This window comes from Silvibacterium sp. (assembly GCF_047605705.1).
Lineage (GTDB): Bacteria > Acidobacteriota > Terriglobia > Terriglobales > Acidobacteriaceae > Silvibacterium.
Genome location: NZ_JASGFD010000009.1, coordinates 1 through 19,723, shown reverse-complemented (window position 1 = coordinate 19,723; position 19,723 = coordinate 1). Strand labels below are relative to the sequence as shown.

The following is a 19,723-nucleotide window of genomic DNA, read 5'->3' as shown; positions in this document are numbered from 1 at the left end:
ACCGGAAGAACGCATGATCGACGACGAAGATGTTCGAGAATTTCTCATCGAGAGCAACGAGAACCTGGCCCATCTGGATGTACATCTGGTGGAGCTCGAAGAACGGCCCGACGATGCGCGGCTGCTGGCGGAAGTCTTCCGCACGGTGCATACGATCAAGGGGACTTCTGGCTTTTTCGGCTTCGACCGGCTGGGTTCGATCACACATGTGGCCGAGAACATATTGAGCCAGTTGCGCGACCGCCTGCGGGAACTGACGCCGCCGCTGGCTTCGCTCATTCTCGAGTCCGTCGATGCGGTGAAGGCGATCCTCGCGAATATTGAGGCGACAGGCGAGGAGGGGACCGAACGTTACACGGGCCTGGTCGAGAGGCTGGAGGCAGCCTATCGCGGCGTGGACGTGGCGACTGAGGATGCGGATGTGAACGCATCCGAAGTAGAAGCCGTGGCGGTGATGGCGGTGGCCGAAGAAGAGGTGACTGTAGCTGCGACTGCGGCGAGTACCGCGGTTGTGGCTGAGCCTGCGGCCGATCCTGGACCAAGACTCGCGCCAGCGATCGTTCCGTCTACGGCGAAAGGCGGTGGCGCTGAGGAGACAGGTGGCGGAGGTTCGAGCCTTTCGGATTCGACGATCCGCGTCGACGTGCAATTGCTGGACAAGTTAATGAATCTGGTCGGAGAGCTGGTGCTGGCTCGTAACCAGCTGATCCAGGACGTGGCTGCGAGCTCGCAGCTGACGGGCGCATCGCAGCGGTTGAATCACATCACCAGTGAGCTGCAGGAAGGCGTGATGAAGATGCGCATGCAGCCCATCGGCGTGGTGTGGAACAAACTGCCGCGCGTGGTGCGCGATCTCGCCGCCGAGTGCCGCAAGAAAATCCAGATCGAGATGGATGGCGCGGAGACCGAGCTGGATAAGACGATCATCGAGGCTATCAAGGATCCGCTCACACACATCGTACGCAATTCCTGCGATCACGGCATCGAGTCTCCGGATGTGCGTCTGAGTCGCGGTAAGAATGCAGCCGGCAAGATTCAGCTGCGCGCGTTCCACGAAGGCGGCCACGTGATCATCGAGATCAGCGATGACGGCGCGGGGATCAACCCGGAGAAGGTGAAAGGCAAAGCCCGCGATAAAGGTCTGCTGCCGTCCGAACAGATCGCAGCGCTCACAGATCGCGAAGCCATCCAACTTATCTTCCTTGCGGGATTCTCCACGGCAGAAAAGGTCACCAACATTTCCGGCCGTGGCGTGGGCATGGATGTAGTGAAGACCAAGATCGAAAAAATCGGAGGTTCCGTCGATCTTTTCAGCACGCTGCACCAGGGGATGACGGTGCGCATCAAGATTCCTCTGACGCTTGCCATCATCCCTGGCCTTGTTGTCGCGGCGAAATGCAAGGCTGAAGGGCGTGACGGCGAGGCGCGCTCGCATCGCTTCATCATTCCGCAGGCCAACCTGCTTGAGCTGATCCGGATCGAGGGTGAAGAGGTGCGCACGCAGTTCCAGAGCGTGCACGGTACGGTGGTCTATCGCCATCGCGGACGCCTGCTGCCGGTGATTTCGCTGCATACGGTGTTGCGGCTTAAGCCTGCCGACGAGAACGAGGACGTGCGCAACATTGTGGTGCTGCAGGTGGAGGATCGCAAGTTCGGATTGATGGTCGACCACATCAGCGACACGCAGGAGATCGTAGTGAAGCCGCTTGGCAAGGAGCTGAAAGTGCTCAACTGCTATGTCGGCGCAACGATCATGGGCGATGGCCGCGTGGCGCTCATTCTCGACGCGGCGGGAATGGCGCGGCTGGCAGGGTTCGGTGCGCGGCAGCGCGATGCACTGGCGCTGGCGGAAGAGCAGGGCCTGCAGGGCGAGCGGCAGACGCAGCGGCTGTTGCTCTTCGCAGCAGGCAGCTTTACGCGGCTGGCTGTGCCGCTGAGCCTTGTATCCCGGCTCGAGGAATTTGCGGCGAGCCGCATCGAACGCGCCTCCGGAGCAGAGGTGCTGCATTATCGCGGGCAGATTCTGCCGTTGGTCTTCCTCGAACGCGCACTGGGTTCGGGCTCTCGGTCCTCGCTGCGCGAGGGGGAGCCGATCCTGGTGATCGTGTGCAGCAACGGCTCACGGAGCTTAGGCCTGGTCGTCGATAAGATTCTCGATGTTGTCGAAGAAGAGATCGCGGTTGCACGGCCGAGTGGCGTGCCGGGGCTGCTGGGCTCGGCGCTTATCAGCGGGATGCTGACCGATTTCATCGATGTGCATGCGCTCGGCAAGCTGGTGGGTGAGGACTGGAATCATGCGCCCGCGCGACAGCGCCAGCATGGGCCGCTGCTCCTGCTGGTCGTGGCGGCGCTGGCTCCGCGCGAGATGCTGCGCAACGCGCTCGAGATTGGCGGCTATCGGGTGCAGGCCTTCGCGACTGCGCAGGAGGCGCTGGGTCGGCTGGGACGTGGTGCGGTGGACGCTGTGGTCACAGGTGCGGATCTGGGCTATGGCGATGGACGCTCTCTGCTCGAGGGACTGCGCGGCCAGCCTCAGCTGCGAGAGTTACCGCTCTTCGCGCTTGCCGATGACGATGCCAACGGCCCCGACGTGCGAGCTGCTGCCGATAGCCGAACGATCTTTGTACGCGACCGCGACGAGCTCGTGGAGCGGTTGAGCGAAGCACTGGAAGTGGACGAGCCCGAACTGGCGCTCGCAGGAGCGAGGTGAAGCATGCAGGCTGGAGATGGCAGCGCGGCAGGGACGAGGCAGTTCGCGACAGTGCAGGTGGGCGACTGCCTGCTGGGTATCGCAGTCGACAAGGTGCGTGAGGTGATGCGTTCGCAGGAGATGACGGACGTGCCGCTGGCGGCGCCGGCGATACGCGGACTCATCAATCTGCGTGGGCAGATCGTGATGTCCGTGGATACGCGGATGAGCCTGGGGATCGAGCCTGCGCCGGAGGATCACGAGATGCGCAGCATCATTCTCCGTTCGGAGGATGGCGGCGTGAGCCTGCTGGTCGATGACATCGGCGATGTACTGGACGTACCGATCGAGGCCTTCGCATCCGTGCCGGACAACATGCCGGAGGCGCGGCGGGAGCTGATTGACGGGGTTTACAACCTGGACAACCGGTTGCTGCTGGTGCTGAACACTGACCGGCTGCTCGAAAAGGCATGCGCGTAGCTGCTGCGAATTTGTAACACACAACGAATCATTTCAACCGGGTACAGGACAGGAAGCGAGGAGAGACGATGGCGACGGGAGTGGTGAAGCATGAGGCGACGACGCCTCCGGCAGTAGTGAAGACACCGAAGAATAGCAAGGCCAACGGCGTGCACGCGGTGAAAGCTGCCGCGCCCACACTGGGGCAGTGCTTCAGCCTGGCGATCGACTCACTGCTGACGCCGGTGATGCAGGTGAATACGGACTTCACCATCACCTACATCAACAATGGGGCGCGGCAGCTGTTCGGTCGCTACCTCGACTTCTTCCAGGAGAGCTTTCCTGACCTAAGTGCCGACCGCGTTGTCGGTTCGAAGATCGACCGCTTCTTCGATGATCCGCTGCGTGTGCGCCGCGTACTCTCGAATCCGGTGAATCTCCCATACGAGTCGGATGTGCACGTCGGTCCGATGACCTTCCGTCTGCAGATCAGCGGGCAGCATGATGGCCGCGGTGAGTTTGCAGGGTATGCGCTCGAGTGGCAGGACGCGACCTGCGAACGCCAGAAGGAGGTCGAGAACAATGATCTTTCCGGTCAGCTGCGGGCCATCGACAAGAGCTGGGCGCTGATTACCTTCGAGATGGATGGCACGATTAAGGCCGCGAACAAGAACTTCCTGAGCGTGATGAAGTACACGGAAGACGAGGTTGTTGGGAAGAAGCACGCGATCTTCATGCCGGCAGAAGAGCGCAATAGCCGCGAGTATGCCGAGTTCTGGGATGGCCTGCGCCGCGGTGACTTCCGCAGCGGCGAGTTCAGGCGTGTCGCCAAGGATGGCAGCGAAGTATGGATTCAGGGCGCATACAACCCGATCCTCGACACCAACGGCAAGCCTTTCAAGGTTGTAAAGTTCGCAAGCGACGTCACCGAGCAGGTGAAGATGCGCGAGTCCGTTCGCATTCGCGCCGAGGCGGATCAGCGCGAGGCTGCGGAGCTCAAGCAGAAAGTGTCGGTCATCGTCGACGTTGTCAATGCGGCGGCCAAGGGCGATCTGACGCAGGAGATCACCGTCGGCGGCAGCGATCCGGTCGGCCAAATCGGTGAAGGTCTCAGGCGTTTCTTCGGCGATCTGCGCACGAGCATGAAGAGCCTGCAAGAGACGGCGGTTGCGCTTGCGGCTTCGTCCGAGCAGCTTTCAGCGATCAGCCAGCAGCTGGCGGAGAGCGCGGGTGAGACGGCGGAGCAGGCGACTAGCGCATCTTCGAGCTCCGAGCTGGTGTCGGCGAACGTGGGCATGGTGGCCTCGAGTTCGGAGGAGATGCTGGCCTCAATCCGTGAGATCTCGAAGAGCGCGACGGAAGCTTCGCGTGTGGCGAAGTCAGCTGTTACGCTTGCCGACTCGACAAACCAGACCATCGATCAGCTGGGCGCCTCGAGTCTCGAGATCGGCAAGGTCATCAAGGTCATCACCTCGATCGCACAGCAGACCAACCTGCTTGCGCTCAACGCAACCATCGAAGCGGCGCGCGCCGGTGAGGCGGGCAAGGGCTTCGCCGTGGTCGCCAACGAGGTGAAGGAGCTAGCGAAGGAGACAGCGCGAGCGACCGAGGAGATCGGGCGGAAGATCGAGACGATCCAGGGCGATACCAAGGCTGCGGTGACGGCGATCGGCCAAGTGGGCGAGGTCATCAATCAGGTCAACGACATCTCGAACACGATTGCCTCGGCGGTCGAGGAGCAGACGGCGACCACCAATGAAATCGGCCGCAACGTGACCGAAGCTGCGCGCGGGACCAATGACATCGCGCGAAGCATTGCGCGGGTGGCGGAGACAGCGACGCATGCCACGGCCGGCGCGAAGGACACGCAGGCCGCGGCGCGGTCGCTCACCGAGATGGCCGCGCAACTGCGCAGCCTGGTGGATGCCTTCCGTATCTGAACGGCAGATGGAGATGGGGGATGGAGCGCGGCGGTCCGCGACAACGGGCCGCCGCGGAAAGACAGAGGGGCGATGAAACTGGCACTAGTAGCGGACGATTCGCGTGCGGTCCGAGGCATCCTCGCTCGCATTCTCAAGCGGGCAGGCTTTGAGGTGGTGCAGGCCGAGAACGGCCGGGATGGCATCGCGCTCCTGCAAACAGAGGAGCGGCCAGTGGCGCTGGTCTGCGCAGACTGGAACATGCCTGAGATGAACGGACTCGATTTCGTCAAGGCACTGCGCGCCGAGAGCCGCTTCGCAAGCACGCCGGTGATGATGATCACCAGCGAAACGCATTTCGAGAGGATGCAGACGGCGCTGGGAGCGGGCGTGAGTGAGTATGTGACCAAGCCCTTCACCGAAGAGGTGATCCTCGAAAAGCTCCAGCTCCTGCATGTGATGGATTGATGCCGATGGCAGACAGCGTGATGCAGGCAAGCATGGCGGGACGCACGAACGCGGAGCGCCGCATACGGGTCCTTATCGTGGATGACTCCGGCCTTATTCGGCGGCTCATCAGTCGCGTGCTGGAAGGCGATCCAGCCTTCGAAGTGGTGGGCACAGCGTCAAACGGAGTCATTGCCCTCGAGAAAGCGGCGCAGCTTCATCCAGACGCCATCACCCTGGACATTGAAATGCCGGAGATGGATGGCCTCGAGACGCTAACGCATTTGCAGCGCGACTTTCCCAAAATAAAGGTGATCATGTTTAGCACTCTCACCGAGCGCGGAGCGCGATCGACCATCGACTCTCTGCTGCGCGGAGCCAGCGATTATGTCACCAAGCCTTCGAATACCGGACAGTTCGATGAAGCGGAATCACGGCTTCGAACGACACTGCTGCCAAGACTGAAGAGCCTGTGCGGGGCAAGTATCGCCAAACCGCTCGCAGCGGAAGCCAGGGCGATGGCTGCTCCGGTTGTCTCCGCCGCGCCTGCGCTCAGCCCGATGCCTCCTCGCATGGGGAGCGTTGCATCCCGGCGGGCTCCGCATTATCGCGTCGTGGCCATCGGTCTTTCGACAGGTGGCCCGGCGGCGCTGAGCGAGGTGCTGGCGCAGATGCCGGGGGATTTTCCGCTGCCCATTCTTGTTACGCAGCACATGCCGCCGCTTTTCACGCAGTTTCTTGCGGACCGGCTGAATGCGCGGAGCGCGCTGAACGTGATGGAGGCGCGCGAGGGGCAGGAGGTTGAGCCGGGCAAGGTGTACATCGCTCCAGGGGACTATCACATGCGGGTCGTCGTGCGGGACAACAAAACCCTGATCGCGCTTGACCAGGGACCCCCGGAGAATTCATGCCGACCTGCGGTGGATGTGATGATGCGATCGGTCTCGGATGTCTTCGGCGCGGATGTAGTCGCTGCCATCCTTACGGGCATGGGGCACGACGGACGGCGGGGCGTGGAACAGGTGCGCAGGCAGGGCGGTTACGTGATCGCGCAGGACAACGCCACGAGCGTGGTGTGGGGGATGCCGGGTGCGGTTGTGGAGGCGGGTTTGGCCCATCAGGTGGTCGGACTTCATTCGATTGCCGATGCGTTACTGGCGAAGGTGAGGGCAGCATGATCGAGTCGCATCCGCAGGTCGAGGCGAAGGGAAGCGTGCCGCAGCGGGCGGCGATATCGAAGGACAACTACAGCTTTCTGCAGCGGCACGTTTATGCAAACTCCGGCATTGTCATCGATGCTTCGAAGGAATATCTCATCGACTCACGGCTGATGCCGCTGGTGCGCGTGGAGAAGCTAAAGTCGTTGGACGAACTCTGCCAGCACATCCGCGGCAATGCGACCTCGCCGCTCTCGCGTCGCGTAGTCGAGGCGATGACCACCAACGAGACGCTCTTCTTCCGCGATGCGATCACCTTCGAAGCGCTGAAGAAGCATGTGCTTCCCCGGTTGCTGGCAGCGGCGCGCGCGGCGGGACGCAAGCTTACGATCTGGTCTGCCGCGGCATCGACAGGGCAGGAGGCATACAGCCTCGCGATCACACTGCTCGAGATGGGAGTCGATGGATCCGAGGTAAAGATGCTGGGCACCGATCTCTCCGAGCAGGTGCTGGAGCGCGCACGCAAGGGACGCTACCTGCAACTCGAGGTGAATCGCGGCCTTCCCGCGGCAATGTTGCTGAAGTATTTCCGGCAGGTGGGTCTCGAGTGGGAAATCGATGACCGGGTCCGGCGGATGGTCACCTTCGAGCCGTTCGATCTTCGCCAGCGGATTCGCAACCACGGCCCCTTCGACCTCGTGCTCTGCAGAAATGTGCTCATCTACTTCGACGTCGAAACCAAGCGCGGCATTCTCGACCAGGTGCATGCCGTTCTGCGCAAACAGGGGATTCTGGTGCTCGGGGTGGCCGAGACGATCATCAACGTGCACAACGGGTTCACCGGCGAGGCCCTCGACGGAGCGACGGTTTACCTGGCGAAATGAGCCAATATCAGGAGGCGGCGATGCCGACAGTGGAGTTATACCGTGACGAGCAGATCGCAATGGCGCAGCAGGCCATCCTGCAGATCTCCGATATCTGGGTGGAGCCGGCGGAGGGAGAGTGGGAGCCGCTGTCTGACGATCTTTGCAGCGAGGTACGCTTCGTACACGAATGGGAGGGCCGGCTGATGCTGGAATGCTCGCGTCCGCTGGCTGCGGTGCTCTCGGCTTCGATGCTGATGCGGCCGATCGAGGAGATTGGCGATACCGATGTGCAGGATGTGATCGGCGAGCTGCTGAACACGATTGCCGGAAACCTGAAGTGCCTGTTGCCGGCGGATACCGAGCTGACCATTCCGGTAACCGGTGACCGCGCGAAGCGGATCGAGGGTACGGTGCTGACTGGGCAGGTCTGCCAGGAAGACCACGGCATTGTCCTGGCCTGCGAGATCGGCGCAATCCGGCTGTCTTTCTGGCACTGCTAGAGACAAATTCTGAACAAGTTCAGCGGCCGAGCTGGCCGAAGTGCATCAGTTGCAGATCCGGCCTTTCGGCTGCGATGCCGGGGATCGCTTCGAGCAGGGAAGCGTGTTCCACGGGGCGCGATTCCCGCAGGCGCGTGGCGACCGTATCCAGCTCTTTGTCATAGAAGGCGGGATGGGTTACCAGCTCCCAGGTGCCTTCCGGCATGGCCCGGAGAATGCTCTCGATAGTTGCTGTGTTCAGCGTTCCGGTAGCGAGAACGCCCAGTGAACCATCGGTGGTTGCCAGTCCGGCCTGCTTGACTGCGCGCAGGAATCCCTCACGCTGTGTGCGGAGGATGGCGACCTGCAAACGCCGCAGGACGGGAGCCCCGTGCGTGGCCGCAACCGACCAGTCGGGTTCAAATGGGTTGCGGATGGCCCGGATGCCGCAGGCGCGCGCCGCACGCAGCAGAGGCCGCAGCACACGGGCGAACATGTGGGTGTGCTTGTGCGTGTCGACGTGCGTGACGCGAACGCCGGCCGCCTGCAAGCGCCTGATCTGCGAGACCGCTTCGATCTCAATCTCTGCTTCAGAAATAGCGCCGCGCAGGAGCTTCGAGAGGAAGGCGCCGAGTGTGGGGTGGAACCGGCCTCCGGGGGCGAGTGCTGGAGTCTCCGACGCAGGCAGTGAGGCCTCGCCATCGACCAGCACCACATGGCATCCGACGCCAAGACCTGCGGCCGTGGGCAGCAGGCTTTCCCCCGCAGCGGCAGGGAAGTGCGTCGCGGTGGCCATCAGGGTCGCTGAGGTGAGGCTTTTTGCCCGGGAGAGCTCGAGAACGGACTGGTTGATCCCAGGGGTGAGACCAAAGTCATCTGCATTGATGATGAGACGAGGCACGCTTGCACCAGTGTAGCAATGGCAGATACCACCACCGTCGGCCTGCTTAACACCCTCGGGGGATGCGCAGTGTATCCGGGATTTCCTAGACTGCTTTTCGTCGAGGTCCGGAGAATCCGGAGAGAAAGGGAAGGTGGCTCAGATGGATCTGATTTTGCACATGGCGGCGTACTGGCTGGTGGCGAACCTGGCGGTGGTGAGCTATCTGATCGTTCTATATTCCAAGCACCGCGTAGCGGAGCACTTTGCCACAAACCGGCGGGGTCTGCACCTTATCCATGCTGTAGCTGGTGGTAAAAACGTGCGAGCGCATCAAAATGTGGAAAGCATCCGCCGCGGCTAAGTGGAGAATTCTCCAGTTGCTGTTATGATCGAGATCGAGCAGACGTTCTACTGTTATGGATCGGAAAGTAACAGAGATTCAAGCGTTTGCCATTCGCTCGGGCGGTTAGCTCAGCTGGTTAGAGCACCTGCCTTACAAGCAGGGGGTCGCAGGTTCGAATCCTGCACTGCCCACCAAGCGCACTTTTACTATTTCTGCTGAAGTTCTCGTCATTAGGCATTAGCCCCAGCCTCACAGCGCCGGTTGTCCTATTCAGTTTGACAGCCACGCGTCTGTACCTGCTTTCCGCAGGGGCTACAAGATTGCAGAAGTAGATTTGATTCACTATGCCGAATGCTTTTCTCGACATTCTGATCGTCGGTCTGCTGGTTCTCGTATTCGGTTCTATACACCGGACGCGGGCTACTGTGCGCCTTCGATATTGGATCATCGGCTGGTTTCTGATCCTCGTCCATTTCGCTGTGCTCTTGGCGAATCCCAGCAAAGATTTCTGGCTTGCGGCTGTCAACAGCCTGGTGCTGAGCACGCTTGTGCTTGGAGGCGCTGCCTTTCTGCTGGCCGGAGACCGGCCGCAGCTGGGTGTGATGCGCGGCCTGCGCCTGATCGCGCTACTCTGCGGTCCTGCTGTTCTCTACATCACGCTCGCGTGTTTCCAGTACGACAATCATCTGTTGCTGACCGGGGTGGTGCTGCTGCAGAGCGGTGGCACGCTTGTGGTGATTCAACGGCTGTGGCAGCGCCACGCGTCCATGGTGCGGCTCGGCATGATTCTGGTTCCTTTGTGTGCCGTGTGGAGCCTGGTCACGGTGTACAACGGCAATCCTGTCGAGGGCGCCTACGCAGAGCTGACACTGATCTACCTGTTGAATGCGATGCTCTACTGGCTGGATTTTCGCCGGGCATCGATGGGAGTTGTCACCGCGATCAGTGGCATGGTCGCGTGGGCTGCAGTGTTCCCCTGTGCCGTGGCATTGGCGGCGTGGCTGCCGCACGTGGTGGTTTCTTCCGAGGTATGGAACCTGCCGAAGTACTTTGTCGAATTCGGCATGATTCTTACGCTGCTGGAAGACGAAATTATCGCCATGGCGCACCAGCGGGAAGAGTATCGTCTCCTCTTCGAGTACAACCCGCATCCGATGTGGATTTATGACGAAGAGTCGTTTGGCTTTCTCAAGGTGAATGAGGCGGCAGCTGCGGCGTACGGCTACTCGATGAAGGAGTTCAGCCGGATGTCGCTGCATGACCTGCGGCCGATCGAAGAGAAGCTCAAGCTGGAATACCGGCTGCGAGAGCTGGAAGAGCTTTCGCGACAGTCGGGGCCGTGGACGCATATCCGGTCGGATGGCTCGCGTATCAAGGTAGACATCGCCTCGCATGCGATTCAGTTCGAAGGGCAGCGGGCGCGCTTTGCTCTGGTACAGGACGTCACTGAACGTATCGAGCTGCACCAGAAGCTCGTTCACCAGGCCAATCACGACATCCTGACCGGACTTCCGAATCGTCTTCTATTGAAAGATCGCATGGAGCAGACGCTCAATGCAGCGGCGCGCAGCGGCGACAAGGTCGCGGTCATGTGCATGGACCTCGATCGCTTCAAGCAGATCAACGACCGGTATGGCCATCACATCGGCGATGCCTGCCTGAAGCATCTTGCGGACCTGCTTCGCAGCCGCCTGCGGGCGGCGGATACGGTTGCGCGCTCGGGCGGCGAAGAGTTCACGGTGCTGCTGGCGGGGCTTTCCTCGTCCGATGATGCAGCGCGCGTGGCGCAGCTGCTGCTCGAGGGCATCCGTCAGCCTTTCGTGGTGGAGGGCTATAACCTGGAGATCTCCGCAAGCCTGGGTATCGCCATGTATCCGGACGACAGCAAGGAATCGCAGGAATTATGGCGCGCCTCCGATACGGCGATGTATCGCGCGAAGAATTCAGGCGGAAACCAGTTCGTCTTTGTCTCGAATGAGCTTTCGGCCGCCGCTCTCGAAAGCAATGAAATCGAATCGGCTCTGCGCCAGGCCCTGAAAGAAGGCGGAGACAGCAGTTTCCAGGTGCTCTACCAGCCGCAGTATTCGGCTACCGGTGAATTGCGCGGGATGGAAGCCCTGCTGCGCCTGAAGCATCCGCAACAGGGGATCATCACTCCGGAGCGCTTCATCCCTGTGGCGGAAGAGAGTGGCCTGATCGTGCGCATGGGAGTCTGGGTGCTCGAGGATGTCTGCCGGCAGATCGCCGAATGGCGGCGGCAGGGACTTCCTATCACGCGGATCGCGCTCAATGTGTCTCCGTTACAAATCGTGCGGGCGGACTTTGCCGATGTCGTAAAGGCAATTCTCAAAAAGCACGCTGTCGAGCCATCACTCCTGGAGATCGAGATTACCGAGACGACGGTGATGCGGAATCTCGACGACGCGGCGCGGCAAATGCTCGAACTCTCGGCGATCGGCGTGCAGTTTTCGGTGGATGACTTCGGCACCGGTTACTCCTCGTTGCGGCACCTTCACCAGCTGCCGATATCGACACTGAAAATCGACCGCTCGTTCATCGATCGCATCTGCGACGAATCCGAGGCCCGTGAAATCGTGCACGCGATCCTCTCACTGGCGCACAGCCTCGGCATGCAGGTGGTGGCCGAGGGCGTGGAGCGCAAGGAGCAGCTGGAATTGCTGCGCAGCATGGAGTGCGACCAGCTGCAGGGCTTCCTTTGGGGACGTCCGCGGGAAGCGGCCTTTGTGCCGGAGCTCCTCACATGCGGCACGATGGACTGCGCCGGCGATACTCCCTGGCTTTCGACCTCGCCGCGTCTGTAATCATCGGTATTCCGGACAGAAAACCAGCCTCACGTATAATCGGCGTGGACTCACTCCTCTGCCATAGGCGATCGTTTGTCTATCGCCGCGTCTGCCACGCTGACCCCCTCCGGAGGCTTTCGTTTCGATGTCTGTACGTGTTCGTTTTTCAGCCGTTCTCTGTCTGGTTATACCCGCATCGCTCCTTTTCACGAGCCCCAGCGCTCTCTGGTCGCAGTCCGCATCGGAGATGACGAAGTCCCTTCCGGCGGATACGCAGAAGGTCGTGAGCCAGCTCGAATCCCTCGACAATCTGCCTTCCGGCCCCTGGCGCTATCATGCCGGCGATGTGCCGCACGGCGAAACAACGAATCTCGACGACAGCTCCTGGACATCAGTGACGCCGAAGAGCGAGGTTCCCAACGAAGCCGTGTGGTTCCGGCAGTGGATTACCGTGCCGGAGAAGCTGCATGGCTACAAGCTGAACGGCGCGCGCATCTGGTTCCAGTTCCAGGCGTATGGCCATGGAACGACCCCGCAGATCGTTTACTTCAATGGCCGCCGTGTCGCGCTCGGTGAGGACCTTGAACCGATCGTGCTCTTCGACCAGGCAAAGCCCGGCGACAAGGTGCTGGTTGCGGTGAAGCTGCTTCCTACTGTCGAAAAGAAGCAGTTTCATGCTGTGAAGATGAAGATCGATTTCGCCGAAGGCCGTCCGAATCCGGACGACGAGCGCCGCGAGATCCTCTCGGCGTCATTCCTTCTGCCGAGTCTTTCCAAGAACCTTCCGGCCGATCAGGCCACTCTCAACAAGGCGATCAGCCAGATCGACCTCAAGGCTCTGGATGCCGGCGATGAGCAGAAGTTCGATGCCTCGCTCCGTGCGGCGCAGGCCACTCTGGATCAGCTGCGCCCGGTGATGCAGCAGGCGACGCTGCACCTGACGGGTAACTCGCACATCGATGCGGCATGGCTGTGGCCGTGGACCGAGACGGTGGACGCGGTGAAGCGCACCTTCGGTACAGCCCTGCAGCTGATGAACGAGTATCCGAACTACACGTATACGCAGTCGGCTGCGCAGTACAACGAGTGGATGGCGGACAAGTATCCGAAGATCAACGACGAGATCCGGCAGCGCATCAAGGAAGGGCGCTGGGAGATTGTCGGTGGCATGTGGGTCGAGCCGGATCTGAACATGCCGGACGGCGAGTCGACCGCACGCTCGCTGCTGATCGGCAAGCGCTGGTACCAGAAGGAATACGGCGTCGATGTGAAGATCGGCTGGAACCCCGATTCCTTCGGCTACAACTGGCAGCTTCCGCAGATTTACAAGAAGTCGGGCGTCGATTACTTCGTGACGCAGAAAATGTCATGGAACGACACGAACCAGCTTCCGCTGAAGCTCTTCTGGTGGGAGTCGCCGGACGGCAGCAAGGTTTTGACCTATTTCCCGCACGACTACGGCAATGACGATCTGGATCCGGTGCGCCTCTCGGCGGATCTGAAGGTGGCGCGTGAGGATGTCCCTGGCCTGCCTTCGATGATGGACCTCTACGGCGTGGGTGACCACGGCGGCGGTCCTACGCGCGAGATCCTGGACCAGGGCGAGCACTGGGCTACCAACGATAAGCCTGTCCCGAAGATGCAGTTCGGAACGGCGAAGAGCTACTTCGACTCCATCGAGCCAAAGCTGGCCAGCGAGTCGCCGGTATGGGATTACGACAAGATCGCCAAGGGCTGGCATGCGCCGGAACAGTCCGGCGACCAGGTCAGCATTCCCACCTGGGACAGCGAGCTTTATCTCGAATACCATCGCGGCGTATTCACCACGCAGGCGGCTCACAAGCGCAACATGCGCGACAGCGTGATGTGGGCGCTGAATGCCGAGAAATATGCTTCGCTGGCATGGCTCGACGGTGACGCATATCCGGGCGATGATCTGACCGATGACTGGAAGAAGATCACCTTCAACGATTTCCATGACCTGGCTGCGGGCTCGGGCGTGGGCATCATCTACAAGGATGCGCAGCGCGACTACGACAAGGTGAAGTTCTCGACCGATGCGATTTCGGAGAAGGCGCTCGGTACGATTGCGGCTCACGTGAACACCGAGGTGCACGAAGGCGTGCCGGTGATGATCGTGAACCCACTGGCCTGGGAGCGCTCGGGGTTGGTGACCATCCATGTGCAGATGCCTACGGCGACGGAAGACGTCTCGGTGATCGACGCGAAGGGCCGTGTACTGCCCTCGCAACTGATCGACAAGGACGCCTCGACGCATCGCTTCACGCTGCGCGTACAGGCGGAAAGCGTACCTTCGCTGGGCTACGAGGTGGTTCGTGTCGTGCCCGGCAAGAAGAGCTTCTCGAGCGATCTGAAGGCGGATGGGCTTACCCTCGAGAACGCGAACCTTCGCGTTACGGTGGACAAGAGCTCTGGTTGCATCACCAGCCTCTTCGATAAGAAGAGCGGCTTCGAGTCGATCGCCAAAGGTGGCTGCGGGAACGAGCTGCAGCTGTTCAAGGACCTGCCGAAGGACTACGACGCCTGGAATATCGATCCGGGGACGCTGGATCAGCCGCCTGTGAAGCTGGATACGGCGGATTCGGTGGAGTTGATTGAGCAGTCGCCGCTGCGCGCTGTGATCCGCGTGACTCATCACACGGAGAAGTCGAAGTTCGTCCAGGACATCACGCTCTATAACGGCGCCGATCATGTGGTGGTGGAGAACAACTTCGACTGGCACGAAGACCACATTCTGCTGAAAGCGGCATTCCCGCTGGCGGCGACGAGCGCCAAGGCGACATACGAGATTCCTTATGGCTCGATTGAGCGCTCGACGCAGCGGAACAACACGTGGGAGAAGGCGCAGTTTGAGGTTCCGGCGCTGCGCTGGGCCGATCTCGGCGACGGGCAGCACGGCTTCAGCCTGATCAACGATTCGAAGTACGGCTACGATGCTGCGGGCAACGTACTTCGTCTCTCCCTGCTGCGTTCGCCTACCTATCCTGATCCGGTCGCAGACCGCGGACAGCAGAAGTTCGCTTACGCGCTCTATCCGCATAGCGGAGACTGGAAGCAGGCGATGACGGTCCGCGAAGGTCTGGAGTTCAACTACGGACTCTCGGCCACGCAGGTAGAAGCACATTCCGGGGAACTTCCGGCAGAGCACTCCTTCGTCTCCGTTGAGCCAGGAACTGTGGTTCTCTCGGCGATGAAGAAGGCCGAAGACGGCAATGGCATCGTCTTCCACTTCTACGAGTGGGCGGGCAAGGCCTCTGAGATCAAGCTGACGGTTCCGGAGGGTGCACAGCAGGCCGTGGAAACGAACCTCCTCGAGCAGCCGCAAGGCTCGGATCTCGCCCGCGATGGTCGCGTGATCACGGTGCCGGTGAAGCCGTACGAAATTGTCGCCGTGAAGGTGGCATATTCGGGTGGGCCGGCCGCTGGCGCGCAGTAATTAGGAAAGACGCGGAGCCGCCTATTACCCGGGCGGCTCCGTTTACTTATTTCATTTGACCCCCATAGGGTGCTTCGCTACACTCAGAGCAACTTGCACACATCTGGGCAGAGCCGGGGTGCAGAGGATCTTGGCATCTCAGTGCTTTCTGCAACAGGCAGAAAATCACCTGTTACGGTCAGCTATCTTTCCAGCTGTTGTTATTTCCCGCAATCAGCAGATTTGTATCTCATGCAGTTCCCATCCGCGTGGCCGACGGCAAACCGACAAAAGAAGAGATATGACCAGGCGCATTTGACGGGTGCCGCTCGAGTCGTTGTCCTGTTCCCGGGTTGTAATCGGGAGGGTTGCGATAGCCCGTCGGCGGGCGATGGTCACGCTGCTGGCTGATAGAGTTTCAACAGTTGCGATCTCTGGCATTTTCCTGATGACTGCAGGTCAGGGGAAGTCAGCTACAAAGCCGGTTTGTTAAGGAGTCCATCAGGATGCAAGGGTGGTCGGCAGCTCCGCAGGAGCCCCAGAAGATTGAGTCGTCCCCCGCCTTTGGAGCAGTGCAAGAGCAGGCAGTATTTACTCCGGCTGATCTGCGCAAGTTAGTCTTCAAGCGGAAGTGGATCATTCTCGCCTGTGTCATTGCCGGGCTCGGTATCGGGCTGTTCTTTGCTCTGGCCACCACCCCGCAGTACGAAGCCTCAGCCAGGGTGCATGTGGATCTCAGCCGCTCGGCGAACATCGGCATCGACGACCTCATTCAGCAGCAATTCGGCGGCATGAACACCCCTGACAAGCTGCAGACCCAGGTGCAGATCATGCAGAGTGAGACGGTGGCCATGGAGGTCATCAATGCACTCGACCTGTACCACAAAGCTCCGTTTAATCGCGTCTTCAGGAAGTGGCCCTATACCGGCACTCTGACCCCGATTCAGCGGACCGCGATGCTTACGGCGTTCTCGAGCTCTACCAAGATCCAGGTGCTGCCGAACACCGAGATGGTTCAGATCTCCTTCCGCAATCCCGACCCCGAGGTAGCGATGGAGGGTGCGAATGCGATCGTCGACTCCTACCTCGATCGCGACCTGCGGGCAAAGTTCCAGGGAACCACGCGCGTTTCCAACTGGCTATCCCAGCAGCTGACATCGGTGAAGAAACAGGTTGAGGACTCGCAGAAACAGCTGGCGAAGTTTCAACGCGAAAACAACCTTGTCGCGATGGGTACGAACGGCGACGATCTGACTACGGAACGGCTTCGCTCGGTGAGTGAACAGTTGTCGGAAGCCGAGGCCGATCGCATCGTGAAAGAGGCGCGCTACCGCATGGCGCTAACACGAAATCCTGACCTGCTGGTGTCCGTTGCTCCGCAGACCGTACTCGGTGGACTGCGTTCACAGCAGGCTGCTCTGCTGGTGCAGGCCGCACAACTCAAGGCCAAGTTCGGGCCGAATTATCCCAAGGTTCTCGAGGTCAACGACCAGCTCACCAAGGTGCAGAATGATATCGATCAGGAGATCAACAGCCTGACGAAGCGCTTCACCGAAGAGTACGAAGCATCCGTGAACACGGAATCTCTGATGCGCGCGCGCCTGGATGCTGCGAAGCAGGATGCTTACCGGGAGAACGAATCCGCGGCGCAGTTCGACATTCTCAAGCACGGCGCGGAGTCTGCATCAGAGCTCTACGACGCATTGCAGTTGCGCCTGAAAGAGGCTGGTATTACTGCCGGTCTGAGCGCGACGAATATCGATGTCATCGATCGCGCGAGCGTCCCGCCTTACCCGGTGCTGCCGGCAAAGCGCTCGGATGTCATGTTCGGGTTCATCGGAGGATTGATTGTTGGGCTTGCTCTCGCCTTCTTCATCGATGGGATGGACGATACGATCCGCACCTCGGAAGATGCGGAGCAGGTTTCACATCTGCCTACTCTGGCGGTGATCCCGCGTTTTGTTACAGCCGCGCGGAAATCAGGTTCACGTGAGGCTGCCGAGCAGCTGGGGGGCAAGGTCGGTCCCGACCTGCTGAGCTACCTCGAGCCGCAGTCACTTGCTGCAGAGGCTTACAGGACTCTGCGTTCGGCTATCCTGCTTTCGGCTGTCGACACGGACATGAAGCTCCTGCTGGTGACCAGCAGCTTCGCCGCGGAAGGGAAGTCGACGTGTTCGGCTAACCTGGCCATTTCGTTTGCGCAGCGTTCAGCGCGTGTGTTGATCGTCGATACCGATCTTCGCAAAGGCACCCTGCACATGAAGTTCCGGATGTCGAACCGCGCGGGCCTGTCTACGGTGCTTTCACGGGAATCGGGAAGCGAGGCCTACGAAAATCCGATTCCTGAACTGCCGAATCTTACCGTGCTTGGGCGAGGTCCGATCGCGCCGAATCCCGGAGAAATCCTGGCCTCACGCGCCATGAGCGACCTGCTGATGAAGTGGCGGAATGAGTATGACCACATCATTCTCGACTCCTCACCGATCCTGGCTGTATCCGATACGCTGGGTCTGGCTCAACAGTCGGATGCAACCTTTGTCCTTGTGCGCGCCGGGGTTACGAGAAAGAAGGCGCTGCAGCGGATTCGCGAACAGCTGCGTCGCGCAAATGCGCGCATTCTCGGCACGATTGTGAACGGCGTGGATCTTAGGCTTGAGAACTATCACACCTATTCCAAGGGATATGGCTACGGCTACAAGAGCAATTATGGTGCCGGTTACGGAGTCTCGGAAGATCACGATGCGCAGAAGTAGCGCGAGGCAAGGCAGCACATGGATATGCGCATTCGCCATGCTCATGTCTGTTTTGACTGCCGCAGCTTGGGGGCAGAGCAGTAGTTGGTCCGGAGCTTCCATGCCTGCAGCGGGTCAGAACGTCACGCGTCCCGGCGCCGTGGCTGCACCGCCAAGGATTGCCATCGGTCCCGGCGACATGCTGGATGTGGAGGTCTTCGATACGCCCGAGCTCTCCGGCACTACGCGTGTGAACCAGAGCGGTGAGGCGAACCTGGTTGTGCTGGGTTCCGTGCATCTGGCAGGAGAGACGGCGAATCAGGCCGCACGGACGATCGAGGAAGAGCTGAAATCGCGGGGGATGATGAACAATCCCCATGTTTCAGTTTCAATTACGGAATATGCGACCCAGGGCGCCACGATCACGGGGGAAGTGAAGCAACCAGGCGTCTATCCGACACTCGGGAGCAGAACGCTGACAGACATGATTGCGCTGGCTGGCGGGCCTGCCGCTACTGCCGGCAAGATGGCGACAATTCAGCACCGGGACGATCCGGCTCATCCTATCAACATTCGGCTGGCTGCGAATCCCAGCCAGCTGGCGCAGCAGGAAAATCCGGTGATCGAACCGGGCGACACGGTGACGGTGGCAAAGGCAGGTGTTGTCTATGTACTCGGTTCGGTGACCAAATCCGGTGGCTTCCTGATTGACAATAACGATCACATCTCTCTATTGCAGGCCATGTCCCTTGCTGGCGGCTGGACATCGGTTGCGTCGACAAGCCACGTGCAACTGATCCGTAAGGTACCGCAGGGCAGGGAAGAAATTCGTCTCGACCTGAAGCACGTCAAGGACGGCAAGGAGGCGGATATCTCGATAGAGGATGGGGACATCGTGTTTGTCCCGACCAGCTTCGGGAAGACGGTCGGGTATCGAAGCGTGGAGGCAATCCTCGCAGCAGCACAGAACGCGGCATATTACGCAGCGGCATACTGAGACGAGTCCGAAGTCAGGGGAAGGAAGCAGGCGATGAACACGGCTTTGCAGGGCGGAATGGCGTGGCCTTCGCTTCGTAAGGAGCGGTCCTCACGGAGGTTTGGCCATCTGCTGGCTGCTCCCAGGCGCCGCTACTGCATTCATTTTCCGCTTCTGCTCATGCTGGTCGGAGTTGCGACGTGGGTTTTGCCAATCGACAGCATGCTTGCGCTGTCTTCCTTTATAGGAGGCGCCCTCGGCTTCTATCTCTTTTTCGATTGGGTTTTCCGGGGTCCCACCCGCTTTTCGACGACATTAGGGATCGCCCTGCTCACCGGCTACGCCGGCGGATGTTTCAACACCTGGATCACGACCGTGGGTGCGCGAGCCGGGCTTTCCCTCGGGCACTTTCTTGGCCACGACGATGCCGTGCTCGGACGAGGTATGGCTGCTGTTCTGATCGCCAGCGCCATCCTCATCGCGTGGGGAGAGCTTTTTGAAAAACCAATCTTCGGGCTGGATTTCAAACTCGA

Annotated in this window: 14 protein-coding genes and 1 tRNA gene; 14 read left to right on the top strand and 1 reads right to left on the bottom strand. The window is 60.4% G+C overall.

Annotated features, from left to right (window positions below):
- Nucleotides 1-13: 13 nt before the first annotated feature.
- The 7 genes from QM649_RS04965 (at nt 14) to QM649_RS04935 (ending at nt 8,037) form a co-directional block, all read left to right on the top strand.
- On the top strand, nt 14-2,710 hold the full coding sequence (locus tag QM649_RS04965; protein WP_415197910.1) for a chemotaxis protein CheW: 2,697 nt from the start codon (nt 14-16) through the stop codon (nt 2,708-2,710).
- Nucleotides 2,711-2,713: 3 nt separating this feature from the next.
- A complete protein-coding gene (locus QM649_RS04960; protein ID WP_415197909.1) occupies nt 2,714-3,169 on the top strand; it encodes a chemotaxis protein CheW in 456 nt (151 codons plus the stop codon).
- A gap of 68 nt (nt 3,170-3,237) precedes the next feature.
- The gene (locus QM649_RS04955) at nt 3,238-5,088 is read left to right on the top strand and encodes a methyl-accepting chemotaxis protein (RefSeq protein WP_415197908.1); all 1,851 of its coding nucleotides are present in this window, start codon (nt 3,238-3,240) and stop codon (nt 5,086-5,088) included.
- 72 nt (nt 5,089-5,160) lie between these two features.
- Nucleotides 5,161-5,535, top strand: coding sequence for a response regulator (locus QM649_RS04950; RefSeq protein WP_415197907.1), 375 nt, complete (start codon nt 5,161-5,163; stop codon nt 5,533-5,535).
- Nucleotides 5,536-5,540: 5 nt separating this feature from the next.
- Nucleotides 5,541-6,692, top strand: coding sequence for a protein-glutamate methylesterase/protein-glutamine glutaminase (locus QM649_RS04945; RefSeq protein WP_415197906.1), 1,152 nt, complete (start codon nt 5,541-5,543; stop codon nt 6,690-6,692).
- The gene (locus QM649_RS04940; RefSeq protein ID WP_415197905.1) at nt 6,689-7,555 is read left to right on the top strand and encodes a CheR family methyltransferase; all 867 of its coding nucleotides are present in this window, start codon (nt 6,689-6,691) and stop codon (nt 7,553-7,555) included. Before QM649_RS04945 ends, QM649_RS04940 begins: the two co-directional genes overlap by 4 nt.
- Nucleotides 7,556-7,575: 20 nt before the next feature.
- The gene (locus QM649_RS04935) at nt 7,576-8,037 is read left to right on the top strand and encodes a chemotaxis protein CheX (RefSeq protein ID WP_415197904.1); all 462 of its coding nucleotides are present in this window, start codon (nt 7,576-7,578) and stop codon (nt 8,035-8,037) included.
- Between the two features lie 19 nt (nt 8,038-8,056).
- On the opposite strand, the gene QM649_RS04930 is transcribed toward QM649_RS04935, so the two are convergent.
- On the bottom strand, nt 8,057-8,917 hold the full coding sequence (locus QM649_RS04930; protein WP_415197903.1) for a ChbG/HpnK family deacetylase: 861 nt from the start codon (nt 8,915-8,917) through the stop codon (nt 8,057-8,059).
- 142 nt (nt 8,918-9,059) lie between these two features.
- Between QM649_RS04930 and QM649_RS04925 the strand changes: the two genes are divergently transcribed.
- From QM649_RS04925 to QM649_RS04895, 7 genes are all read left to right on the top strand, one after another.
- On the top strand, nt 9,060-9,260 hold the full coding sequence (locus tag QM649_RS04925; RefSeq protein ID WP_415197902.1) for a hypothetical protein: 201 nt from the start codon (nt 9,060-9,062) through the stop codon (nt 9,258-9,260).
- A 99-nt stretch (nt 9,261-9,359) separates the two neighbouring features.
- Nucleotides 9,360-9,436, top strand: a tRNA-Val gene (locus QM649_RS04920).
- Nucleotides 9,437-9,586: 150 nt separating this feature from the next.
- Nucleotides 9,587-12,064: a putative bifunctional diguanylate cyclase/phosphodiesterase gene (locus tag QM649_RS04915; RefSeq protein WP_415197901.1), complete on the top strand. Its 2,478-nt coding sequence runs from the start codon at nt 9,587-9,589 to the stop codon at nt 12,062-12,064.
- Nucleotides 12,065-12,293: 229 nt separating this feature from the next.
- The gene (locus QM649_RS04910; protein WP_415197900.1) at nt 12,294-15,503 is read left to right on the top strand and encodes a glycoside hydrolase family 38 C-terminal domain-containing protein; all 3,210 of its coding nucleotides are present in this window, start codon (nt 12,294-12,296) and stop codon (nt 15,501-15,503) included.
- 485 nt (nt 15,504-15,988) lie between these two features.
- The gene (locus QM649_RS04905; protein WP_415197899.1) at nt 15,989-18,235 is read left to right on the top strand and encodes a GumC family protein; all 2,247 of its coding nucleotides are present in this window, start codon (nt 15,989-15,991) and stop codon (nt 18,233-18,235) included.
- Nucleotides 18,236-18,335: 100 nt separating this feature from the next.
- Nucleotides 18,336-19,211: a polysaccharide biosynthesis/export family protein gene (locus QM649_RS04900; RefSeq protein ID WP_415197898.1), complete on the top strand. Its 876-nt coding sequence runs from the start codon at nt 18,336-18,338 to the stop codon at nt 19,209-19,211.
- A gap of 159 nt (nt 19,212-19,370) precedes the next feature.
- Nucleotides 19,371-19,723 (top strand): hypothetical protein (locus QM649_RS04895; RefSeq protein ID WP_415197897.1); only part of this gene is annotated, 353 nt, incomplete at its 3' end.